The sequence below is a fragment of the Burkholderia sp. LK4 genome (genome assembly GCF_001043615.1).
Classification (GTDB): domain Bacteria; phylum Pseudomonadota; class Gammaproteobacteria; order Burkholderiales; family Burkholderiaceae; genus Burkholderia; species Burkholderia cepacia.
In genome coordinates this window covers 54,420-76,690 of sequence record NZ_LDUL01000045.1, presented here as the reverse complement: position 1 = coordinate 76,690, position 22,271 = coordinate 54,420, and the positions used below count along the sequence as shown (strand labels likewise).

The 22,271-nt window shown below is 67.2% G+C and carries 19 protein-coding genes; 12 read left to right on the top strand and 7 right to left on the bottom strand.

Annotation, left to right across the window (positions count from 1 at the left end):
- Positions 1-882 precede the first annotated feature (882 nt).
- Entirely contained in the window at positions 883-2,274 is a 1,392-nt protein-coding gene (locus VK92_RS22885; RefSeq protein WP_042975033.1) for a sigma-54 dependent transcriptional regulator, read from the top strand.
- A gap of 45 nt (positions 2,275-2,319) precedes the next feature.
- Here the strand turns inward: VK92_RS22885 and VK92_RS22880 are convergent, their stop codons facing one another.
- From VK92_RS22880 to VK92_RS22855, 6 genes are all read right to left on the bottom strand, one after another.
- Positions 2,320-4,800: a glycoside hydrolase family 2 protein gene (locus tag VK92_RS22880; RefSeq protein ID WP_048021941.1), complete on the bottom strand. Its 2,481-nt coding sequence runs from the start codon at positions 4,798-4,800 to the stop codon at positions 2,320-2,322.
- The gene (locus VK92_RS22875; protein ID WP_048021943.1) at positions 4,797-5,855 is read right to left on the bottom strand and encodes a DUF1839 family protein; all 1,059 of its coding nucleotides are present in this window, start codon (positions 5,853-5,855) and stop codon (positions 4,797-4,799) included. Before VK92_RS22875 ends, VK92_RS22880 begins: the two co-directional genes overlap by 4 nt.
- The gene (locus tag VK92_RS22870) at positions 5,852-6,826 is read right to left on the bottom strand and encodes an amino acid--[acyl-carrier-protein] ligase (protein WP_048021856.1); all 975 of its coding nucleotides are present in this window, start codon (positions 6,824-6,826) and stop codon (positions 5,852-5,854) included. The genes VK92_RS22875 and VK92_RS22870 overlap by 4 nt, the downstream gene beginning before the upstream one ends.
- Positions 6,823-8,019 carry an acyl-CoA dehydrogenase family protein gene (locus VK92_RS22865; protein ID WP_021159460.1) on the bottom strand — a complete coding sequence of 399 codons (1,197 nt, stop codon included), beginning with the start codon at positions 8,017-8,019 and terminating at the stop codon, positions 6,823-6,825. The genes VK92_RS22870 and VK92_RS22865 overlap by 4 nt, the downstream gene beginning before the upstream one ends.
- Positions 8,016-8,267, bottom strand: a complete 252-nt coding sequence (locus VK92_RS22860) for an acyl carrier protein (protein ID WP_006490451.1) — start codon at positions 8,265-8,267, stop codon at positions 8,016-8,018. The genes VK92_RS22865 and VK92_RS22860 overlap by 4 nt, the downstream gene beginning before the upstream one ends.
- A gap of 192 nt (positions 8,268-8,459) precedes the next feature.
- On the bottom strand, positions 8,460-9,242 hold the full coding sequence (locus VK92_RS22855; RefSeq protein WP_175850445.1) for a Crp/Fnr family transcriptional regulator: 783 nt from the start codon (positions 9,240-9,242) through the stop codon (positions 8,460-8,462).
- 924 nt (positions 9,243-10,166) lie between these two features.
- On the opposite strand from VK92_RS22855, the gene VK92_RS22850 reads away from it, so the two are divergent.
- Both VK92_RS22850 and VK92_RS22845 read left to right on the top strand, forming a co-directional pair.
- A complete protein-coding gene (locus VK92_RS22850) occupies positions 10,167-10,949 on the top strand; it encodes a Crp/Fnr family transcriptional regulator (protein WP_021159458.1) in 783 nt (260 codons plus the stop codon).
- Between the two features lie 32 nt (positions 10,950-10,981).
- Positions 10,982-12,376 carry an undecaprenyl-phosphate glucose phosphotransferase gene (locus VK92_RS22845; RefSeq protein WP_048021860.1) on the top strand — a complete coding sequence of 465 codons (1,395 nt, stop codon included), beginning with the start codon at positions 10,982-10,984 and terminating at the stop codon, positions 12,374-12,376.
- 45 nt (positions 12,377-12,421) lie between these two features.
- Here VK92_RS22845 and VK92_RS22840 read toward each other — a convergent pair whose 3' ends face one another.
- The gene (locus VK92_RS22840; RefSeq protein ID WP_048021862.1) at positions 12,422-13,345 is read right to left on the bottom strand and encodes a LysR family transcriptional regulator; all 924 of its coding nucleotides are present in this window, start codon (positions 13,343-13,345) and stop codon (positions 12,422-12,424) included.
- A 213-nt stretch (positions 13,346-13,558) separates the two neighbouring features.
- Here VK92_RS22840 and VK92_RS22835 point away from each other — a divergent pair, with 213 nt between their 5' ends.
- The 9 genes from VK92_RS22835 to polX all read left to right on the top strand — a co-directional run bounded on the left by VK92_RS22835 (position 13,559) and on the right by polX (position 22,249).
- Positions 13,559-14,221, top strand: a complete 663-nt coding sequence (locus VK92_RS22835) for an amino acid ABC transporter permease (protein WP_021160657.1) — start codon at positions 13,559-13,561, stop codon at positions 14,219-14,221.
- Entirely contained in the window at positions 14,218-14,979 is a 762-nt protein-coding gene (locus tag VK92_RS22830; RefSeq protein WP_021160658.1) for an amino acid ABC transporter ATP-binding protein, read from the top strand. The genes VK92_RS22835 and VK92_RS22830 overlap by 4 nt, the downstream gene beginning before the upstream one ends.
- Positions 14,980-15,023: 44 nt before the next feature.
- Entirely contained in the window at positions 15,024-16,337 is a 1,314-nt protein-coding gene (locus VK92_RS22825; RefSeq protein WP_021160659.1) for an aminotransferase family protein, read from the top strand.
- An 11-nt stretch (positions 16,338-16,348) separates the two neighbouring features.
- Positions 16,349-17,029, top strand: a complete 681-nt coding sequence (locus VK92_RS22820; protein ID WP_021160660.1) for a CoA transferase subunit A — start codon at positions 16,349-16,351, stop codon at positions 17,027-17,029.
- Positions 17,004-17,666 (top strand): 3-oxoacid CoA-transferase subunit B, encoded by a 663-nt coding sequence (locus tag VK92_RS22815; protein WP_048021867.1) that lies wholly within the window; start codon positions 17,004-17,006, stop codon positions 17,664-17,666. The genes VK92_RS22820 and VK92_RS22815 overlap by 26 nt, the downstream gene beginning before the upstream one ends.
- Entirely contained in the window at positions 17,663-18,892 is a 1,230-nt protein-coding gene (locus VK92_RS22810) for an acetyl-CoA C-acyltransferase (RefSeq protein WP_048021869.1), read from the top strand. The genes VK92_RS22815 and VK92_RS22810 overlap by 4 nt, the downstream gene beginning before the upstream one ends.
- Before the next feature lie 38 nt (positions 18,893-18,930).
- A complete protein-coding gene (locus tag VK92_RS22805) occupies positions 18,931-19,704 on the top strand; it encodes a transporter substrate-binding domain-containing protein (RefSeq protein WP_051392305.1) in 774 nt (257 codons plus the stop codon).
- 237 nt (positions 19,705-19,941) lie between these two features.
- Positions 19,942-20,334 carry a TraR/DksA family transcriptional regulator gene (locus VK92_RS22800; RefSeq protein ID WP_021160664.1) on the top strand — a complete coding sequence of 131 codons (393 nt, stop codon included), beginning with the start codon at positions 19,942-19,944 and terminating at the stop codon, positions 20,332-20,334.
- 148 nt (positions 20,335-20,482) lie between these two features.
- Complete coding sequence (polX, locus tag VK92_RS22795; protein WP_048021870.1) at positions 20,483-22,249, top strand: DNA polymerase/3'-5' exonuclease PolX; 1,767 nt, start codon at positions 20,483-20,485, stop codon at positions 22,247-22,249.
- The last annotated feature ends 22 nt before the right edge of the window (positions 22,250-22,271 follow it).

The window sequence follows — 22,271 nt, the reverse complement described above, 5'->3', positions numbered from 1 at the left end:
GCGTGACGCGACCGGGCGTCGCCATGCTGCACTGCGGGGGGCGGCGGTCGGCACGATCGGCATCGCGTCTGGCCGCGACGATTCGCCGGAGGACGACCGGCGTGCGCGGCGGGCGTTTCGCCGTGTGCCGGCACCGCGGAACGGGATGCACGACGCGGTCTGGTTGATTACGGCATGTAACGGACAAGTGCGTGACAAGTGCGGGACAAGAGCAGGACCAGTGCGGGACGAGCAGGCCGCATGCGGTCGCGATACGATGCGGCCTGCCGGCGGTGGGCCCGATTATGTGGAAAATGAAATGCGGTGCCGACCTTTCAGGGGGATTTCGATGGATATCACATGCAATCGACCGCCCCCATCTTGCGGAAAAGTAGTATTTGCCACTGATTGACTGGAATGCTCGTAGATAATCAAATCTCAGTGAACAAACACGCGCGGTGCGGTGCGACAGGTCGCGTAACCGGTTGATTCAGGATTATCTTTTGGTAACACGACCATCTCGAAACGGGGTGTAAATTCAGATGCGGATGAAATGCGGCGGTCATTCCGGAAGCGGGTTGGCGGCCATCCGGTTCGGCATCGGGCGCCACTGTCGTGTACGACGTAACGCACATGCCGGCGGCATTCCCGTCTGCCGACGCGCTCCGCCTTGACGGCGGGTCGCTTCAAAGCGGGAACGTCGTGGCTCCCGCAGCCGCGCGTTCCCTTCGAGTTGGATGACAACGAGGCCGGATGACATCCGGCTCGACCTCCGGGGGTTCTCGCCGTGTGCAGTTTCGATCTTCGCCAAAGCTGCGGAAACGCAGCGCGGAAAGGCGGCCATGCGCCGCCGGCCGCAGCGCACGCGAACGGTTCGCGGAGTGGAGAAAGTGATGGTTCGTTATGAATATGCCAATAACGCGCGATAAGAGCGCCGGCGCGGGGAGTGGTAACGGGCAGCGTCCGCTGATTTACTGGACGCAGTCGCCGTCCGTCATGCTGCGAAAGGAACTGTCGCGACGCGACTGGAAAGTGTCGATCGTCGCGCAGGCGAGCGAGCTGCGCGACACATCCGGCGAGATCACCTGCGGCATCCTCGACCTGAGCGGCGGCCACGCCGACGCGATCGGCAGCATTGCGTCGACCTGCGCGTCGATGCGCGACGTCGTCTGGGTCGCGCTCGTCGACGTCGGCCAGACGGCGTCGCCGAACGTGCGCGCGCTGTTGCGCGACTATTGCTTCGATTACGTCACGTTGCCGGCGTCGCACCAGCGGATCGCCGATACGGTCGGCCATGCGTACGGCATGGAATGCCTGTTCGCGCGCGACCGCGAACGGCTCGAATCCGAAGAGAAAGGCATCGTCGGCACCTGCAGCGCGATGCTGCGGCTGTTCGATACGGTGCGGCGCTTCGCGCGCACGGACGCACCGGTGTTCGTGTTCGGCGAAACGGGAACCGGCAAGGAGTTGACGGCCGTCGCGATCCATCGCCATTCGGAGCGCCGCAACGGCCCGTTCGTCGCCGTCAACTGCGGCGCCATTCCGCCCCATCTGCTGCAATCCGAGCTGTTCGGCTACGAACGCGGCGCGTTTACCGGCGCGAACGCGCGCAAGATCGGTTATGTCGAAGCGGCGAACGGCGGCACGCTGCTGCTCGACGAGATCGGCGACCTGCCGCACGAGAGCCAGGCAAGCTTGCTGCGTTTTCTGCAGGAGCGCGCAATCCATCGCCTTGGCGGCAGCGATCCGGTGCCGGTCGATGTCCGGATCGTGTCGGCGACGCACGTCGACCTGCGCGACGCGATGGCGGAGGGGCGCTTCCGGGCCGACCTGTTCCACCGGCTGTGCGTGATGCGCATCGACCAGCCGCCGCTGCGGGCGCGCGGCAAGGACATCGAGCTGCTCGCGCATCACATGCTCGAACGCTTCCGCGGCGACGCGCGCCATCGCGTACGCGGCTTCTCGACGGATGCGATCACGGCACTGTACAAGCACGACTGGCCCGGCAACGTTCGCGAACTGATCAACCGCGTGCGCCGCGCGGTCGTGATGACGGAAGGCCGCCTGATCACCGCGCAGGATCTCGAGCTCGAATACTGTCTCGATGCAGCGTCGCCGTCGGTGGCCGACATCCGCAAGTCGATCGAGCGTGAGGCAATCGAAACGGCGCTGCTGCGCACGCGCGGGCGCGTCGCGGCTTCGGCGCGCGAGCTCGGGGTGTCGCGCGCGACGCTGTACCGCTGGATGGAGGCATACGGGATCGAGCGTCCGCGCGGGACGGGCTCGTCCGATTGAGATTCGACCGGGGCGCTCGCGGCGTGCGCAGCCGCGAGCGTCGCGTCAACCGGCCTGCGTGGCGCGCACCGCGCGCGCGGCGTTCACGGCGCGGATTTCCACGGCCGGCGGTTCGTCCGCGGCCCCATTCTTCCCGGCTGTTCCAAGCGGAACGAGCACCACGCGCGCCGGCGTGCCGGGCGCGAGATGGAACCAGTCGTCGCGCGGCACGAATCCCGGCGCATCGATCTGCACATGGCGTGCGACGTGCCGTGTATCGATGTCGACGTGCCACGTGTCGCCGGTGCGCGACACACACGCCTCCAGCCCGAGTTCGCGGCGCGCCAGCACCGCCGGATGCGTACGGGACGGGAAGTGGAATGCCTGCGACAGCAGGGTGCCGTCGTCGCCGCGCAGGGTCGCGACGACGGTGTCGTGTTCGCAGGGCCCGAAGCGGTACGCGTAGGTCCAGTCGAAGAAACGGCCGAGCAGCTCGGCCGAACCGATCCGCACGGTGTCGTGCGCGGCGATCCGAACCGGGCAGCCGGCCCGTGCAACCGCCGTGCGGCCGTCGCGCAGCGCGACCAGTTCGAGTGCCGCCGACAGCGGCGCGGGGCGCTCGTTGACGACATGCACGTCGAGCCCGTTCAGGCCTTCGTCGACGAGCAGCACCTGTACGGGTTGCAGCACCTGGCGCAGCGCGTGCCACGCGGATTTCGGCCGGTGCGCGGCGTCGATTACCCCCCAGCCGGCGCCCGGCATCACGTCCTGGAACTGCCAGATGAGCGCGCCGGCACAGCGCGAGCCGGTGCGCCGCCATTCGGAAAACGTCTCGCGCATCAGGTCGGCGACCACCGCGCGCGACAGTTCGAAGTAGCGCGCCGGATCCTCGCGCCGCAGCCGGTCGGGCACGACGTCGTACAGCGTCTGCAGATAGTGGTCGCGAATGTCCTCGAAATCCCACGACGTGCCGGGGTCGCGCGGCACGGCGGCTTTCCAGCGCGGCTCGTGCACGCCGGGCCAGCCGAGCTCGGCGAGCGTCGCGTCGCATGGCACGTTCGAGAACGCGAGGCATTCGCTCGCGAAGCGCACGTCTGCGCGGCGCGCGTCATCGAGCGGGCGCAGGTAGGCACCGACACCGTAATAGTGCGACACGCGTTCGCGCGGCATGAACGGCAGCACGCCGCCGTCGGGCGAATCGGGCACGTACGGGACGTCGGGCCGGCATGCGGCCGCATGGCCGGCCAGCCGGTCGGCGGTCAGCTCGAGGAAGCGCTGCTTCGGCCCGAGCCCGGACATCGCGGCCTGCTGCGCGATCTCGCTGCCGCCGCACAGGACGGCAAGCGACGGCGATGCGCCGTGACGCGAGAGGAACTGTCGGGCTTCGCGATCGACGTTGGCCGCGAACGCGGGATCGTCGAGCGCGTAGTCGAAGTTCGCGAACATGAAATCCTGCCAGACCAGCAGCCCGAGCCGGTCGCACCACGCATGAAAGGCATCGGCCTCGTAGGTCATCGTGCCGCCGACGCGGATCATGTTGAAGCCGGCGTCGCGCGCGAGCCCGAGCAGGCGGGCGTAGGTGGCGTCGTCCGCGTGCAGCGCGAGCGGCGCGGCACTGCTCCAGCACGCGCCGCGCGCGAACACGGGCACGCCGTTGACGCGCAGCCCGAAGCCCTTGCCGTCGGCACCGGGGTCGACGTCGATCGTGCGGAAGCCCGTCGCGCCGAGCGGTCGACGCTCGTCGCCGATATGCAGCGCAATGTCGTACAGCACCGGTTCGCCGTGCGTATGCGGCCACCAGCGGCACACGTTGGGCACCGCGACGCTTGCGCGCAGGCGATCGGGGCCCGCACGTTCGAGCGTGGCGTGGTGCTGGCCGCACGACAGCCGTGCCGCGAGCGCGTCGGGCAGCGGCGCGGCGAACGTCAGGTCCGCGTCGAGCCAGCCGGTGTCGCCTTCGATGCGCGCGTGCAGGTTGCAATCGGCGAGCACGGGCCCGTCGGCCGGATCGAGCACGTCCACGGGCCGCCACGGGCCGGTCGGCACATGCGGCGGAAACCAGCCCGGCATGTGCCCGAACAGCGACGTGCGGATCGTGCGCAGGGCCGCCGGCTCCGCGAGGCGCGTGCGCCAGCGCGCGCGGCGCGGCGCACGCGCGTCGCGCAGGTGCGGGGCGAGCGCGCGGAAACAGAGGGTCAGCCGGTGCGCCCCGTCGAGCGACACGGGCACGTCGTGCGCGACGAACATGCTGTCGGAGCGGAGGATCGGCGTGTCGTCGAGCCACGCCTGCGCGAGCGTCGCGAGGCCGTGAAAGCGCAGTACGCGCGGCCCGTGTCCGCGCAGTTCGATCCGGTACCAGTGGTCGCGCTCGTCGAGCGATACGGCTTCGTCGAGCCGGCCGGCGAGCGCGAGCGACTGGGCCACGGTACCGGGCACGGCCGCCGGAATCCAGCCGTTGCCGGCGGCCGGGAGATCGCGCGGTTCCCGTGCGGCCCCCGCGGCCGTCGCCAGCATCGACCACGCGGGTTGGGCGCGCGTGCGCGTCACCGCATGACCGGCACGGGTGCCGCCGCGTCGCTGTGCACGGGCGTCATGTGCCGCAGCGGCAAGGCGATCTGCCGTGCGCATGCGACCACGTCCGCGTAGGCGGCCTCGATCGCTTCGAGCGTCGAATCGCCGCGTTCCTCCTTGCCGCGCGCACAGGCGCGTGCGAGCCGGAATTCCAGCACCATCGCCTCGGACGCGATGCGGTCGCACGCGGCGCGGATCTCGGCGAACGGCCCGACGCAGCCGCTGGCCTGCAGCCAGCGCGCGTAATGGCCGAACAGCTCGAAGTTCGCGCCGAGCTGCCGCACCGAGTTGAACGAGTACGCATGAAAGCGCTCGAGCGGCGAATCGGCGAGCGTCCGCGCGTCGGTCTGCAATTGCCGCCGGAACGCGGCGATCGGGTCGACCACCGGCAGGCGCCGCAGGTGGCGCTGCAGCGCGGCGAGCGACGTCTCGCACAGCGTGCGCTCGTCGAGCGGTGCAAACCGCCGTTTCGCGCATTCGACATAGGGTGGCAGCGTCATCGGCGAGCTGCCGCCGACGAGCCCGTCGTAGTCGAAATCCTCGGCCACGTAATAACCGCTGTTATGGAAGTAGCCGATCTGGCGATTCGCGCGGTCGATCGCATCGACGCCGATCGTCGTCTTCGTGTGCTGCGTGCGGTAGCTGCTGCCGCGCGTATCGGGCAGGAACCACGCGTCGACTTCGACGATCATCAGGTGACCGCGCGCGACCTGCGTCTCGATGTGCCGGTCGAGCGGTTCGTAGATCGAGTGCTCCTGCACGACGATGCCGTACAGCCGCTCCAGTTCGTCGTGCGGAAACTTGAAGAACGTGAACTGGTCGCCCTCGAAATCGAGCGCGATCGTAAACGGCAGCGCCGCGTACGGATTGAAGCCCCACCACCGGAGCACTTCGAGCCACATGTCGACGTAGCAGTTGGTCTGCTTCCAGACCATCTCCTGGCTGTGCAGCGGATGCGGCCGGTAGTGGCGCGCACGGTGGCGCACATCCTCGAACGACGCGTCTTCGCCGTCGCGGGACACGAATCTCATCGCGTGCCCCACAGCACGTCGCGGACTTCATGCGGCCATGCATCGATGTCGAAGCCGTGGTGGCGGAACAGCGCGAGCGTGAGCCGTTCGAGGCCGAAGCCGACGCAGCCCGTGTGCGCGACCTCGTCCGTCGCGGTACGGATGTTCCACAGCAGCCCGAAATGGTCCATGTGGTAATTGAAGCTCAGGCAGGCGGTCTGGCGATCGTCGTGCTCGATCGGGATCAGCAGCTCGAACTTCAGGTTCTGCTCGCGCTGGCTGTTCGCGACGATCTTGCCGCCGCGCCCGAAGAACGGGTCGTTCGCAAGGTCGATCGCGTTGGGCAGGCGCAGCGCCTCGATCATTCGCGTGCCGCGCTCGATCCAGGTCTCGCGGAACGAGACGATCTGCTCGGGCGTGCCGATCCGCACGTATTCGCGCATCCGGAACAGCTGCATGCGGGTCGGATCGAGCGACGGCTCGTGGCGGAAGCAGTACGAGAATACGTCGACGATCCGGCCGTCGGCCGGCAGCGCGCCCGCGCGTGCGACGACAGGGTAGACGGGGTAACACGCGGCCGGCGTCATCACGACGTAGGTCGGCTTCTGGTTTTCGGTCCAGTCGTCGCCGCGATCGAGACACTGCAACAGGCGCTGGTGCTGATGCTCGTCGCCGCAGAACGCGTGCACGCTGCCCGCGAGCTGCGGGAAGCTCTTCATGTATTCGCTGCGCTCGAACTCGATGCGGCTCATGGCCGGGGGGAAGCGCAGCACTTCGGCCTGCTGGTCGGCGCCGATGCGCGTGACGAACGCGTCGAGCGCTTCCACGACGCGCTCGAACCGTTCGCTGCGGCCGAACAGGCCCTGGATGCCGGTCGAGACCAGCAGGCCCGCGTCGATCAGTTCGTCGCGCAGCGGGTTGACGCCCGCGCGGTCGAGCGGTGCGTCGGCGGGAGCGGAGGCGGCGGAGGGCACGGCAAGGCGATCGTTCACGTATGTTTCTCCAGCGTCGCAGGACGCAGCGCGAGCAGCAGGTTCGAGGTGTTGGTGGCAATGCGGTCGTTGCTGATCATCAGCGGCGCCGCATGCAGGTCGCGAATGTGGCGGCCGATGCTGAACGGCGTGCCTTGCTTGTAGCCGGCCATCCCGCAGATCATCATGGCCTGGTGCGCGACTTCCAGCGCGGTCGTCGACACGTAGGTCTTCAGCGTGTTGATCTCGGCGGCCCAGGCCATCCCGGCCGACCACGAGCGCGCGGTCGCATTCGCATGGAGGCGCAGCACGTTGTCGACGCGGGCCTGCATCGCCTGCATCAGCGCGAGCGATTCGGCGATGCGTCGCGACGCGGGCGACGGTGCGCCGTCGGTCTGGCGTGCCTGTGCGCGGAAGAACTGGTGCGCGCGATGGAACGCGTCGCCGGCCACGCCGATCCAGACCGCGGCCCACAGGATGTGCGACACCGGCACCATCGTTTCCTCGGCGATCTTCGCGAACGGCACCGGCAGGCACTGGACGGCGGCGCCTTGCGCGTCGAGCTCGAAACCGTTGCTGCAGGTGCCGCGCATCCCGAGCGTGTCCCATTCGCCGCGGCGCGTGAGCGTGTAGCCGTCGCGCAGCAGCGTGACGAGCACCTGCTCGGAAGCCGGGGCGTCCGCATCGCGTCGTGCGGTCGCGAGGATGCCGTCCGCATAGTCGCCGTACGAGATCGTCGGCGCGGATTTGCGCAGCCGGAACTCGCCGCCGTCGGTTTCGAGCGCGCACTGGCTCGCGCGCAGGTTGCCGCCGACGCCGTTTTCCGACGTAGCCGATGCGAGCAGCCACTGGTGGCGCACGAGTTGCTGCAGGAACAGCTTGTGCCAGCCCTGGTCGACCGCGTGATCGACGATGCAGGCGACCTGGATCTGGTGCATCGCGAACACCATGGCCGACGACGCGCAGGCCTGGCCGAGAATCGAGCAGGCCGACGCGATGTCCGCCAGCGACGCGCCAGCGCCGCCGAGATGGGTCGGCACCATTGCGCCGAGCAGGCGGCGCGCGCGCATCGCCTCGATCGCCTCGACGGGGCAGCGCGCGTCCCGGTCGACCGCGTCCGCGTGCTGCGCGGCGATCTGTGCGACGGCATGCGCGGCCTCGTCGAGCCGATGCGCATCGCTGTCGGTCGCGAGTTCGGGAAGCAGCGCGCTCATGCGGAATGCTCGGTGCGTTGCAGCGTGGCGATCGTGTCCGCGAGCGCGTCGATGCTGCGGAACAGGTTGCGGTTCAGCATCTCGTCGGGAATCTCGATGTTGAATTGCTTCTCGATCGCGAGCATCAGCTGGATCGTGTCGAGCGACGAGAGGCCCGCTTCGTAGAGGTCGTCCCCGTCGCCGATCGAATCGATCGCGGCTTCGAGGTGGGCGACGTGCTTCAGGATGGTTCTGATTTCGTTTTTCACGTGCTGCTCCGGCGTGCGTGGTGTCGTCCGCTCGGGGCAGACGCGGCATACGCGCTGACGTCCCCCCGGCAGTCCGGCATCAGTAGACCATTGGCAGGCACGGCGTTCTGTTCGCCACCCTACAAACCGCTAACCCTGCTTATCGAGGAAGCGCAGCGCCGAAGCGCCGCGCGGGCAGGTCGGGCAGGCGGGTCAGGCGCGCGAAGCGGCCGGCACACCCGAGTCGGCCGACAGGATGCGCTTCATCTCGTCACGCACGATCGCGCGGCAGCCGCACGACATTTTCTCGAGACCGTCGAGGTCGGCGAGCTCGATCGAACTCCGGTATTGCCGGATCAGGCCCAGCTTCTGGATCTCGCCGGCGGCATCGGTGACCGTTTCGCGCCGCACGCCGAGCATCTGCGCCAGCATGCTGTGCGTCACCTGGATCTCGATGCTGCGGGTCCGGTCGTACGCGAGCAGGAACCATCTGCATAACTGATGTTTGAGCACGTGATGACGGCTGCAGAACGTGATCTGCGAGACCTGCGCCATCAGCAGCCGCACGCAGACGAACACGAGATGGCGAATGACCGGCGACGCGTCGAACGCGGCGGCGAACACGCGCCGGTCGAGCCGGTAGACGAACCCGTCGCGGCAGGCCACGGCCCGGCAGGGCATCCGGCCGCTGCCGCCGATCACGTCGTCGCACGCCACGCTCTCGCTGCCGATCTCCGCGACTTCCAGCGTCATGCCGCCGGACGACACGTACTGCAGCGAAATCGCGGTCGTGACGGGCAGGTAGACCGCGGCGAGCATTTCGCCGGGCTCGCAGAGCACTTGCCCCGATTTCAGGTGGACGAGTTGAAGGTGGGGGACGAATGTCGCGAGATCGTCGCGGTCGACGGCCGCGAGAAACCGGTTCGCATCGAAGCTGTGGGACAGCTCGATCATCCCGTTCGCGTACGCGACGGTGTCAGGGGCCTGGTGAGTCACGGCGCATCCTCGTAGGGTGGCGGTCGCGCGTCGTCTCGGCGATACCCCGAAAATGGGGAATTCGCACGATCGTGCGGACTTGTGTTCGTCAGAAATGGAGTGACGATACTCGCGAAAAGGCTAACACGCCATTGAATTCGATCAATTGCACATTGCGTCATTTCACAAAGTTTGACGATTTTGGGCGGGCGGGAATGTTATCCGGATTTAATGATTCGTTTTAGCGGAATTAATCATCCGGAAATCGAATGGGACGTTCGGCATTCATTCGATGTCGAACGGGAATCAATCGAACGGTGCCGTGCTGCGTGCGAAGAAAGTCCCGGGCGGACATTGAACATTCTTTGACAATTAAAGGGATGTCACGAAAATATCCATAAAAATCAATGTGATGCGGGAGAAGTGTGCGTCAGATGACAGAGCCGGAATTTAGTGTGTCGATTCAAATTTGAGACAGTTTCAAACAGCTGTGCGAGGCATGGTGACGCAGAGAAGTGCTGCCGGGTACATCACGGAAACAATTGAAAATCGACTGTAAGTATATGAGCGACAAGCCTGGGAGCCGCGCCGTGTCTGTCTCGGTTCGATGCAGGGGAAATGATCAGTCAAATCGCTCGCGGTGTCCGGCGTCCGGAGGAGTGTCCGGAAATGAGACGCTTTTTTTGGTTTTGGGCCGGTAATTCGGGCGATCTAAATCGGGCGTGATTCATATATTAAGGATGGGCATGGTTTGGCACGTAAATCGCTTATTCGGGCTGGCGTGTCGAAACGGGACGGCCGATTCGATCCGGCGGCAACAAAGCCGACGGTCGGTCGGAATCAGGGTTGTGGGCCGCAACCACTGCCGGCGTCCGGGCGCGCATCGCGATAACGAGTTCCGTGCCCGCGGCTGCAGGCGGCGCGGACGATAAAAGGGATACAGACATGCTTCATCTTCACTCGAGCTACTCGGCGAATGCCATCCTCGATGCCCTCCCGGAGGACAGCATCCGCAACATCGCACCGCATCTCGAACTGGTCAGGATCAAGGCCGGGATGCTCGAGCGGGTCGGCGAACCGATGCGCCACGTGCATTTCCCGACGACGTCGATGATGTCGGTGCAGCACCTGATGGAAGACGGTGCGATGGTCGAGGTGGCGCAGGTCGGCCGCGAGGGAGTGGTCGGTCTGGCGACGCTGGTCGGTGGCGCCGCGGCGTCGCACCGGGTCGAGGTCCGCATCGGCGGGATGGCCTATCGTGTGCCGAGCTGCGTGATGCGCGCCGAATTCGAGCGGTCGCCGGCGACCTACCGGCTGCTGCTCAGCTACTGCCAGGCAGCGATGGCGCAGATCTCGCGCGGCGCGCTGTGCAACCGGCATCACTCGGTCAGCGAGCAGCTCAGCCGCTGGCTGCTGCTCGCGCACGACCGCATCGACGGCGACGAACTGGCGGTCACGCAGCAGACGATCGCGAACATGCTCGGCGTGCGGCGCGAAGGCGTGACGGAAGCGGCCGGCAACCTGCAGGAATCCGGGCTGATCCGGCAACGCCGCGGCCGCATCACGGTGCTCGACCGCGACGGCCTCGAACATCACGCGTGTGAATGCTACGACCTGATTCGCGCCGACTATCGCAGGCTGCTCGGCACGCGCGGGACGGCAAGGCCGACACCCGTTCGGCCCCGCATGCCGGACGAGCGTCGCGGGTTCCCCGCACATGGTGCGTGACGATGCACCCGAGGTTCGGTGGAACGAATGCGATGCGGCGTGCCGCGATCGCAGCGACCGACGCCGTGCTCGTGCTGGCCGGCGCGCTCGCGGCGCAGGCGGCCTCGGGCCTCGCGTGGCGCGCGCTGTCCGACGCGCAGCGCGGCGCGATCGCGCTGCTGTGCGTGCTGACCGTGGCGTTGCTGCCGCGCTACCTGCGCACCGCGCGTGGCAGCGTGGCGCCGCAAGGCGGCACGCATGCGCTGACGCAGACGATCGTGGCGCTCGTCTGCGCGAGCGTGCTGACGGTGGCGGCCGCGATGTGGATCATGAACCGAGGCGGCACGATCACGACACGCTGGATCGCGCGCACGGTGCTGGCCGGCGACGCGGCGCTGCTGCTCGGTCGTGCCGCGCTGCTGGCGCTGGCACTGACGCGCGACGATCCGCGCGCGCGGCAGCGCCGCGTCGCGGTGGTCGGTGCGACGGCGTACGGCCGTGTCGCGGTCGAGCGGATGCAGCTCGCGCCGCAGGGGCCTTTCGTGGCGGCGTGCGTATTCGATGACGACGCACCGGCTGCCGCCGGCGGGATCGGTGGCATCGGCGGCGTGCCGGTGATCGATGACTGGAACGCACTGCGCGACCTGATTCGCGGTGGCGAGATCGACGAGGTATGGCTCACGCTGCCGATGTCGCACGAGTGGCGGATCCAGCGCATCGTCCGCGAGTTGCGCGACGAGTTCGTGGAATTGCGGCTGCTGCCCGACGTGCGACAGATGGCGATGGTCGATCGCTCGGCGACCGACGTGCTCGGCATGCCGGCGATCAATCTCGCGACCACGCCGCGCTCGGCGCCGGAGCTGTGGGCGAAGTTCGCGTTCGACCGGCTGTTCGCATTCGGTGTGCTGATTCCGCTGCTGCCGCTGCTGTCGATGCTGGCGATCGCGGTCAAGCTGTCGTCGCCGGGGCCCGTGCTGTTCAGGCAGCGCCGCAAGGGCGTCGACGGCCGGGAGTTCGATATCCTGAAGTTCCGGACGATGCGCGTGCATCGCGCACAACCGGGCGTCGTGCGGCAGGCGTCGCGCAACGATGCGCGCATCACGCGCGTCGGCGCGTTCCTGCGGCGCACGTCGCTCGACGAGCTGCCGCAGTTCTTCAACGTGCTGTTCGGGCAGATGTCGGTTGTCGGCCCGCGTCCGCATGCGATCGAACACGATGACCTTTACCGGCAACTGATCGACTGCTACATGTATCGCTACCGGGTGCGGCCCGGCATCACCGGATGGGCACAGGTGAACGGCTATCGCGGCGAGACGCGCAAGGTCGAGGCGATGGAGGCGCGCGTCAAGTTCGACCTGTTCTACATGCAGAACTGGAGCTTCTGGTTCGACATGAAGATCATCCTGCTGACGGTCGTGCGCGGTTTTATCGGGCGGAATGCCTTTTGACGCTGCGTGGCAAGCGGGCGACGTGCCGGCCCCGCCCGCCGCGCATCAGCGCACCACGAATGCGTCGGGGTACGCGGAGTTTTCCGCCGTATCGCGCACGCACGCCTGCGCGATATCGAGGACGTCGCGCACGGCCGGATTGTTCTTCAGCGCATGCTGGTGAACGAGATAGAAATTGAACCACTGGCTCGAATCGAACGGGCGCGCCACCAGCTCGCGGTTCGCGCACAGGTCGGCGGCGGTCAGCGCGTTCAGCAGGCTCACGCCGTCGGTCAGCCGAATCACTTCGCCGAGCGAGCTCATGCTCACGCGCAACTCGTAGCCGAGCCGCCGGCGGTCGCTTGAATCGTCGTAGATCAGGTGGTCGGACTGGATCGGCTTGATGTACTGCTGATCGGCGAGATCGTCGTATGTCAGCAGCTTGCGCGCGGCGAGCCGGTTCTTGCGCGTCAGCAGCGCGACCATCTTCGCGCCGAACACGGGCACGAAGATCAGGCCCGGTTCATGGATCTCGTACGATACGATCGCGAGATCGAGGCGGCCGCCTTCCACATCCGATATGAGCCGCCCGCTCGCGGCGACATCGAGCGCCACGCCCGTGCCCGAGTGCGACTGTGCGTAATGTTGCGCGAGCCGCGGCCCGAACCGGTGACACAGCCCCGGCGCGCAGCCGATGCGCAGCGACGCGACACCGCTGTCCTGCAACAGCGAAATTTCCTCTTCGATGCGATTCAGCCGGTCGAGCAACTGTACGGCCTCGTCGAGCATGTAGCGGCCTGCCGGCGAGATCTGCAGACGCTGGTTCTCGCGCGCGAAAAGCCGGATGCGCAGGCTGTCCTCGAGCCGCGCGAGCGCATGGCTGACCGCCGACTGCGTGATGCCGAGCTGAACCGCCGCCTGTCGCGTGGAGCCGGCCGTGGCGATCGCATGGAAGATTTCGATGTCGCGCAGGCTGAAGTCGCTCCGCATGTTCGCTCCGGTCAATCAATTGATTAAAAAAGATCATATATTGACCGAAAAATAATTCAAAGCGAGACTGCGAACCAGTCAAACAACAGGCCGGTTCCTTCTGCAGCAATGGCTTTCGGGCCGTCTGCAGATGATGAATCAAATCGGTCACTCATCATACGGAGACACCCGCAGTGCCGTTGCGCCGCCGCGCAGCGCGCTGGCCGCCATGCCATGTTCGATTTCCATCTCGTCTTCAAGTACCTGCCGATGCTGTTCGAAGCGGCGGCCGTCACGGTGGAGCTGACGCTGCTCGCGATCGTATTCGGCCTCGCCATCGGCCTCGGCGCCGCCCTCGGCAGGTTGTCGCGCCATCGCGTGCTGCGCGATGCCACCGGTGCTTATATCTGGCTGATCCGCTCGACGCCGTTGCTCGTCCAGCTGTTCATCATCTATTTCGGGTTGCCGCAGTTCGGGCTCGAGCTGTCGCCGTTCAGCTCCGGCGTGATCGGTCTCGCGCTCAACGTCGGCGCGTACAACGCGGAGACGATCCGTGCCGGCATCCTCGCGATTCCGCACGGGCAGGTCGAAGCGTCGCGGTCGCTCGGCTTCGGCGCCGCGCGCACGATGCGGCTCGTCGTGCTGCCGCAGGCGCTCAGACTGATCGTGCCGCCGCTCGGCAACAACCTGATCATCCTCATCAAGGACACGTCGCTCGTGTCGACGATCACGCTCGCGGAGCTGTTCATGCGCACGCAGCAACTGGTCGGCGCGACCTTCAAGCCGTTCGAACTCTACTTTGCGTGCGCGATGATCTATGCGTTGCTGACCACCGGGACGAGCCTCGTGCTGCGCCAGTTCGAACAGCGCCTGATCCTGAAAGGAGGCCGGGCATGAGCGGGAACCAGCCGCAGATCGTCCTGCGCGACATCCACAAGACCTACGGGACGCTCGACGTGTTGAAGGGCATTTCGCTCGACGTCCACAAGGGTGAGGTCGTCGTGCTGATCGGCCCGAGCGGATCGGGCAAGAGCACGCTGCTGCGCTGTGTGAACCACCTGGAGACACCGACGCGCGGCGAGGTGAGGGTGCTGGGCAGCCTCGTCAACGATCCCGGCCGCGGGCATCGCGCGCAGGAGCGCTACCTGAATGCGATGCGGATGAAGGTGGGCATGGTGTTTCAGCACTTCAACCTGTTTCCGCACCTGACCGTGCTCGACAACCTGACGCTCGCGCCGATGCAGTTGCTCGGCATGACGGCTTCGCAGGCGCGGGACGAAGCGCGGGAGCTGCTCGACAAGGTCGGTGTGCTCGACAAGCAGGACGTCTATCCCGGCAACCTGTCCGGCGGGCAGAAGCAGCGTGTCGCGATTGCGCGGGCACTCGCGCTGAAGCCCGACGCGATGCTGTTCGACGAACCGACGTCGGCGCTCGACCCGGAGATGGTCGGCGGCGTGCTGGCGGTCATGGAGCGGCTGGCAAAGGCCGGCATGACGATGATGGTCGTCACGCACGAGATGCGCTTTGCCGAACGCGTGGCCGACCGTGTCGTCTTCATGGCCGACGGCCGGGTTGTCGAGGACGGTTGTCCGACCGAGATCTTTCATCGGCCCTCGCACGAGCGGACCCAGGCGTTTCTCGCCGATATCCGCTGACCGCGCGGTACCGAATTCCCTTACGCAATCAGACAAGGACGTCAATGAGCGACCATCTCTTTTATCAGTCCGCCGTGCAGTTGCCGACCGTCGCGCGCGCCGAAGGCATCTATGCGTGGGATACGGACGGCAAGCGTCACATCGACGCGTGTTCCGGCGCCATCGTGGCCCAGCTGGGCCACGGGCATCCGGCGATTCGCGACGCCATGCTCGCGCAGCTCGACAAGGTTGCGTTCGCGTATCGGACGCAGTTCGAGAATCAGCCGGCCGTGGATCTTGCGGAGAAGCTCGTCGGTCTCGCAGGCGGCCGCTTCGACCGCGTGTTTTTCTCGAGCGGGGGCTCGGAATCGGTCGAGTCGGCATTGAAGCTCGCGCGCCAGTACTGGGTGTGCAGCGGTGAGCCGGAGCGCAGCGTGTTCATCGCGCGCCGGCCGTCCTATCACGGCTCGACGATGGGCGCGCTCGCGATGACGAGCTACACGCCGCTCACGCAGCCGTTCGAGCCGATGATCCGGCTTTATCCGAAGGTCGCTTCGCCGACGCAGTATCGCGTGCCGCACGGCAAGAGCGCGGAGCAGCACGCGCTCGATTGCGCGGACGAACTCGACGCGGCGATTCGCGAAGTCGGTGCCGAGCGGGTGGCCGCGTTCGTCGCGGAGCCGATCGGTGGCGCGAGCACGGGCGCCGAGGTGCCGCACGACGCGTATTTCGCGCGTATCCGCGAGATCTGCTCGCGCCATGGCATCCTGCTGATCCTCGACGAGGTGATGACGGGCATCGGCCGCACGGGGCGCTGGTTCGGTTTCCAGCACTGGAATGTCGAGGCGGACATCCTGTGCGTGGCGAAGGGGCTCGGCGCCGGTTACTACCCGACGTCCGCGATCGTGACGCGGGCCGGGCTGACCGATCCGATCCTCGCGTCGGGCGGGTTTCAGCATGGCTATACCTACGCCGGCAATCCGCTCGCGAGCGCGACGGCGCTGGCTGTGATCGACGTGATCGAACGCGAGGGGCTGGTCGAGCATGCGGCCGAGACGGGCGATTATCTGCGCGGCCTGCTCGACGCTCTCGCGACTCGGCACGACTTCATCGGCGACGTGCGCGGACGCGGCTTCCTGCTCGCGCTCGAGTACGTCGCGGATCGCGACACGAAAACCCCGTTCGACCCGGCACTCCGGTTCGGCGAACAGGTGACGCGCGCCGCGCGCGAGCAGGGGGTGATCGTTTATCCGCGCAAGTCGCTGATGGGGGAAACCGGCGACCATACGCTGATCGCGCCGCCGCTCATCACGACACGTGCGCAATGCGACGAGATCGTCGAACGGCTCGATCTCGCGTTCCGGACGATCGGACGATGACGGAGCGACGCATGGACAAACGCATGCAGCTCGCCGACGCGGTCGCACCGATTCCGGACGGCGCATCGATCATGGTCGGCGGTTTTGGTTCACCGGGCACGCCGTTCTCGCTGCTGGCCGAGTTGCAACGGCAGGGCAAGCGCGACCTGACGATCATCAAGAACGATGCGAACCAGGACAACTACGGCGTGTCGAGGCTGATCGAGGCTGGCGTCGTGAGCCGGCTGCTGACGACGCATCTCGGCCTGAGCGGCCCCGCGCGGCGCGCTTACCTGTCCGGCACACTGCAGATCGAGTTCTTTTCGCAGGGGTTGTTCGCCGAACGAATCCGCTGCGCGGGCGTCGGCTTGCCGGGCATCGTGACCGATATCGAGTTGCCGCCGGAACTGGGTGTCACGCGCGAAACGATTTCGGTCGACGGCCGGACGCTGTTTTTCGAACGCGCTCTGCGTGCGGATTTCGCGCTGCTTCGTGCGGATCGCGCGGATACCTGCGGGAATCTCCGCTATCGCGGCGCAGCACGCAATTTCTCGCCGCTGATGGCGATGGCCGCGGATCGGGTGCTGGTCGAGGCGCGCGTCGTCGACGCGACGCCGCTTGCGCCCGACGATATCCACACGCCGGGCATCCACGTGCATGGCCTGATCCAGATCGACGGAGACACCGATGAATACCAGCCCATCCCGCGCTGACCCGCGCCACGTGATCGCGCGCCGGGCCGCGCGCGAAGTGGCGCGCGGGCAACTGATCAATCTCGGTATCGGCCTGCCGACGCTGATTCCCGCGTATCTCGACGATCCGTCGGCCACCTGGATCCACTCGGAGAACGGCATCGTCGGAGTCGGCGCGCTTGCGCGCGCCGCCGATCTCGACCGCGATCTGATCGACGCCGGCGGCGGTTACGTATCGGTCGTGCCGGGCGGCGCGATCGTCGACAGCGTCGATTCGTTCGGCATGATCCGGCGCGGGCTGGTCGATATCACGTTCCTGGGTGCGTTGCAGGTGTCGGCGCACGGCGATCTCGCGAACTGGCTCGTGCCGGGTAGCCTCGTGGCAGGCATCGGCGGCGGCGCGGAACTGGCACAGAAGGCGCGGCGCATGATCGTCACGATGCCGCACACCGACAAGAACGGGCGACCGAAGATCGTCGAGCGATGCGCGCTGCCGCTCACGGCGCGCCGCCGCGTCGCGATGATCGTCACCGAACACGCGGTGTTCCGGTGTGCGGCGCATGGACTGACGCTGGTGGAACGGCTCGATTCGCTGAGCGTTGCCGAGATCCGCAACCTGACCGAAGCCGATTTCACGGTCGACAAGGAGGCCGCATGACGGACACCAGTCGCGACGCCTGGATCGTCGGTTATGCGCGCACGCCGATCGGGCGCGCGTTTCGCGGTGCGTTCAACGACACGACGTCGCCGACGCTTGCCGCGCTTTCGCTGCGTGCCGCGGTGGCGCGCAGCGGCCTCGATCCCGAACGGATCGACGACGTGATGCTCGGCTGCGCATTGCCGGAAGGGACGCAGTACTACAACATCGGGCGGCTTGCGGCACTGGCGGCGGGCCTGCCCGTCAGCGTGCCGGGCATGACCGTCGACCGGCAATGCGCGTCGGGGCTGATGTCGGTTGCACTGGCGTCGGCGCGGATTTCGGGCGGCGAAGCCGATGCGATCCTGGCGGGCGGCGTCGAATCGATCAGCCTCGTGCAGAACGCGCACATGAATCGCCACCGCCAGCAGGACGAGCAATTGCTCGCGCGGTACGCTGACGCCTACATGCCGATGGTCGAGACGGCCGATGTGGTTGCGAGCCGCTATCGCGTGTCGCGTCGTGCTCAGGATGACTACGCGACACTCAGCCAGCAGCGTGCCGCGCGCGCGGTGCAGGCGGGGTTGTTGCGTGACGAAATCGTTGCGGTCGACGTGCGCAAGGTCGAACGCGACAAGGCAAGCGGCGACGGCGTCGCCCGCATGCTGCGCGTGAGCGAAGACGAATGCGGGCGTCCGGGTACGACCGGCGACGAGCTGGCGGCGCTCGATGCCGTGCGCGACGGCGGTACCGTGACGGCCGGCAACGCGTGCGCGCTCGCGGACGGATCGGCCGCATGCGCGGTCGTCTCCGGCGCGATGCTGCGCACGCTCGACACGCCGCCCCTCGGACGCATGATCGCGTGCGCGGTGGCCGGCTGCCGGCCCGACGAGATGGGTGTCGGCCCCGTGCCTGCCGTGCGCAAGCTGCTTGCCCGCACGGGCCTGTCGGCCGCCGACATCGGCCTGTGGGAACTCAACGAGGCGTTCGCTTCGCAGGTCGTGCATTGCGTCGACACACTCGGCTTGTCGTACGAGGTCGTCAACGTCAACGGTGGCAGCATCGCGCTCGGCCATCCGTACGGGATGACGGGAACGCGGATGGTCGGTCACGCACTGCTCGAAGGGGCACGACGCGGCGTGCGCCACGTCGTCGTCACGATGTGCATCGGCGGCGGGCAGGGGGCCGCCGCGTTGTTCGAAGTCGCGCGGCATCAGGCGCCGTGCGATGCCACGTCGAACGCATAGATGCGTTCGATTCACGATCAAGATCCTGGAGACTGGAGATGACTTTGCTGCAACGAATGACGATGGTCGCCTGCGCGGCGCTCATCGGCGCCGCGAGCGTCGCGGCACATGCCGACGATCTGGACAAGGTCCGGCAGACGGGCAACCTGACGTTCGCGTTGACCGGCAAGTATCCGCCGTTCAGCTTCATCGACGAGTCGGGCAAACTGACCGGCTTCGACGTCGATATCGGCACCCGCGTCGCGGGCAGGCTCGGTGCGAAGCCCGTGCCGGTCATGACGGCATGGGACGGCATCGTCGGCGGGCTGCTGGCCGGCAAGTACGATGCCGTGATCGGCAGTCTGGCGATCACCGACGAGCGCCTGAAGGCCGTGGATTTCACGCAGTCCTACTATCGTTCGGGCGCGCAGCTGTTCGTGCCGAAGGGCAGCAGCGTGCAGGACATCGCGCAGTTGAAGGGCAAGGTGGTCGGCGTCACGCTCGGGGAAACCTATGAAGCGTGGTTGCGCAAGAACCGGCCCGACGTGCAGGTGAAAACCTACAAGGGGCTGCCCGACATCCTGATCGACATGCAGAACCGCCGTATCGAGGGATTCGTCTCGGATCGCATCGCAGGCATCCTGACGATCCGTGACAAGCACATTGACGCGAAACCCGTCGGGCCGCTGCTGTATCCGGAGAAGATGGGGATCGCGGTGCGCAAGGACAGCCCGAAGCTGCGCGATGCGATCAACGCCGCGCTCGACACGATGCTCAAGGACGGCGAATACGGCGCGATCAGCAAGCGGTGGCTCGGCGAGGATGTGCGCTGATTGCTGGCCCCGATTTCGCGTCGCCCCCATCGCTTTTAGGGGCATTCGGTGCAGCACTGATTCCGGTCAACACACACCCGCTCAATGGGTTTATCCTGCATCGCATGCGTCCGGCGCCTGATGCGTCCGGGCGCGTATCCGTGGCGCGGCGGCGCCGGTCGAACCTTGCCCGCCGCACACCGGCGCGACACTGCGCGCGACCGTTTTCCGCGCGGAACCCGGAACAGGAGAGACGCCATGGCGCTCGACGCACAACAACGGCAGACGCTGAAGCAGCGGCTGAACGAGAGCGAGCAGACGTTACGTGCGGAGATCCGCACGAGCGAAGACCAGCGCGCGTCGGAATCCTATGCAGATCTCGCCGGCGCGGCGCCGGACGAGGGCGACGAGGCGAATGCGGACCTGTTCGTCGACGTCGATCATGCATTGATCGGCATGAAACTGACCGAACTGCGCGCCGTCGGCCGCGCGCAGCAGCGGATGCGCGACGGCAGTTACGGCGAATGCATCGACTGCGACGGTTCGGTCGGCTATGAGCGCCTGCTGGCGCGCCCGACTGCCGAACGCTGCACGCATTGCCAGTCGATCTACGAGCGGCACTACGCCACGACGCCGCGCGCTACCCTCTGACGTCGGGCCGCAACGTCGCAGCACGCGACGCACGGCCGGCGTACGATGATGAACGTGCGCCCGGCGGCGTCGGCATGCGGCACCGCGCGGGCAGACGGCGTCGCGCACGCGCGCGGCACCATCCACGTGGAAGGGAGCCACGCCGATCATGCCGATCCACAATGCTGGGTATGCGGCCGTGTTCGCCGAGATCGCCGACATGCTCGAGATCCAGGGCGCCAATCCGTTCCGGGTGCGCGCGTATCGCAACGCCGCGCGCACGATCGCCGACTACGGGCGCGATATCGCGACGATGATCGCGAACGGCGACGATCTCGGGAAGATTCCGTCGATCGGGCCCGATCTCGCGTCGAAGCTGCGCGAGATCGCCGCGACCGGCACCTGCGAATTGCAGCAAACGCTGCGTCACGCGCTGCCGGGCGCGATCGTCGAGCTGCTTGACGTACCGGGGCTCGGCGCGAAACGCGTGAAGGCGCTGCATGAAGCGCTGCACGTCGATTCGCTCGAACAGCTTCGCGCCGAGGCGAAGAGCGGGCACGTGCGTGAATTGCCCGGCTTCGGCGCGAAAACCGAAGCCCATCTGCTCGAAGCGATCGACGACCGGCTGCAACGCGAACCCCAACGCTTCCTGCTGCCGGATGCGGCGCACTCGCTGCTGCCGCTGCTCGAACGCCTGCGCGCGATTGCCGGTGTCGGCAAGGCCGTGCCGGCCGGCAGCTTCCGCCGCCGCCGCGAGACGGTCGGCGATCTCGACATCCTCGTCACCGCACGCGATCCGCAGGCCGTCGCCGACGCGTTCGTCGGCTACGGCGAGGTGGCGCGCGTGCTGGCGCACGGCAAGACGAAGTCGAGCGTCGTGCTCGCGAACGGGTTGCAGGTCGACCTGCGCGTCGTCGATGCCGATGCATTCGGCGCGGCGCTCGTCTACTTCACCGGATCGAAGGCGCACAACATCGCGTTGCGAAGGATTGCGCAGGCCGGCGGGCTGAAGATCAACGAATATGGCGTGTTCCGCGGCGACGAACGGATCGCCGGCGCGACCGAGGCGTCGGTTTACGCGGCGATCGGGCTGCACGAAGTCCCGCCCGAATTGCGCGAGGATCGTGGCGAGATCGACGCGGCGCGCGCGGGCACGCTGCCGGCGCTGGTCGAGCGCAAGCATGTGCATGGCGACCTGCATGCGCATACCGACGCGTCGGCCGGCCGCGACAGCTTGCGCGCGATGGCCGATGCGGCGCGCGCGCGCGGATTCGCGTACCTGGCCATCACCGACCGGGCACCGGATTCCGGCGGCGGCCGCAACGGCTTCGACTGGCTTGCCCGGCAACTCGACGAGATCGACCGCCTGAACGCGTCGTTCGACGATTTCGTGCTGCTCAAGGGAGTGGAGGCCGGCATTCTCGAGGACGGCAGCCTCGACGTGCCCGACACGTTGCTCGGCCGGCTCGATCTCGTGGTCGGTGCGGTACGTGACGGCTTCGAGTTGTCGCGCGACGCGCAGACCGCGCGCGTGCTGCGCGCGATGGACCAGCCGCATTTCACGATTCTCGCGCACCCGACGGGCCGCGTGCTCGGCGAGCGCGACGCGTGCGAACTCGACGTGGCACGCGTGATCGCGCACGCCGCGGCGCGCCGCTGTTTCGTTGAACTCGACGCGCAGCCGCGGCGGCTCGACCTGCCGGACATCTGGTGCCGCGAGGCCGCGAAGGCCGGCGTGCCGGTGGCGATCGGCTCGGATGCGTGCAGCACGGACGAACTCGACAATCTCGCCTACGGCGTCGATCAGGCGCGACGCGGCTGGCTGACGCGGCCCGACGTGCTGAACACGCGCACGCTCGCGCAATTGAGGCCGCTGCTTGCACGCACGATGGGCGCGGACTGCGCGTCCAGGCGCCGCGGCTCGAAGGGCGCATGAACGCACCGGCGGGCGCGTCGCC

What these genes read in the sequence shown, in the direction of transcription:
- VK92_RS22885 (WP_042975033.1), top strand. Translation starts at nt 883, where the DNA reads ATGAATATGCCAATAACGCGCGATAAGAGCGCCGGCGCGGGGAGTGGT.
- VK92_RS22875 (WP_048021943.1), bottom strand. Translation starts at nt 5,855, where the DNA reads ATGAGATTCGTGTCCCGCGACGGCGAAGACGCGTCGTTCGAGGATGTG.
- VK92_RS22865 (WP_021159460.1), bottom strand. Translation starts at nt 8,019, where the DNA reads ATGAGCGCGCTGCTTCCCGAACTCGCGACCGACAGCGATGCGCATCGG.
- VK92_RS22850 (WP_021159458.1), top strand. Translation starts at nt 10,167, where the DNA reads ATGCTTCATCTTCACTCGAGCTACTCGGCGAATGCCATCCTCGATGCC.
- VK92_RS22845 (WP_048021860.1), top strand. Translation starts at nt 10,982, where the DNA reads ATGCGGCGTGCCGCGATCGCAGCGACCGACGCCGTGCTCGTGCTGGCC.
- VK92_RS22840 (WP_048021862.1), bottom strand. Translation starts at nt 13,345, where the DNA reads ATGCGGAGCGACTTCAGCCTGCGCGACATCGAAATCTTCCATGCGATC.
- VK92_RS22835 (WP_021160657.1), top strand. Translation starts at nt 13,559, where the DNA reads ATGTTCGATTTCCATCTCGTCTTCAAGTACCTGCCGATGCTGTTCGAA.
- VK92_RS22830 (WP_021160658.1), top strand. Translation starts at nt 14,218, where the DNA reads ATGAGCGGGAACCAGCCGCAGATCGTCCTGCGCGACATCCACAAGACC.
- VK92_RS22825 (WP_021160659.1), top strand. Translation starts at nt 15,024, where the DNA reads ATGAGCGACCATCTCTTTTATCAGTCCGCCGTGCAGTTGCCGACCGTC.
- VK92_RS22820 (WP_021160660.1), top strand. Translation starts at nt 16,349, where the DNA reads ATGGACAAACGCATGCAGCTCGCCGACGCGGTCGCACCGATTCCGGAC.
- VK92_RS22815 (WP_048021867.1), top strand. Translation starts at nt 17,004, where the DNA reads ATGAATACCAGCCCATCCCGCGCTGACCCGCGCCACGTGATCGCGCGC.
- VK92_RS22810 (WP_048021869.1), top strand. Translation starts at nt 17,663, where the DNA reads ATGACGGACACCAGTCGCGACGCCTGGATCGTCGGTTATGCGCGCACG.
- VK92_RS22805 (WP_051392305.1), top strand. Translation starts at nt 18,931, where the DNA reads ATGACTTTGCTGCAACGAATGACGATGGTCGCCTGCGCGGCGCTCATC.
- VK92_RS22800 (WP_021160664.1), top strand. Translation starts at nt 19,942, where the DNA reads ATGGCGCTCGACGCACAACAACGGCAGACGCTGAAGCAGCGGCTGAAC.
- polX (WP_048021870.1), top strand. Translation starts at nt 20,483, where the DNA reads ATGCCGATCCACAATGCTGGGTATGCGGCCGTGTTCGCCGAGATCGCC.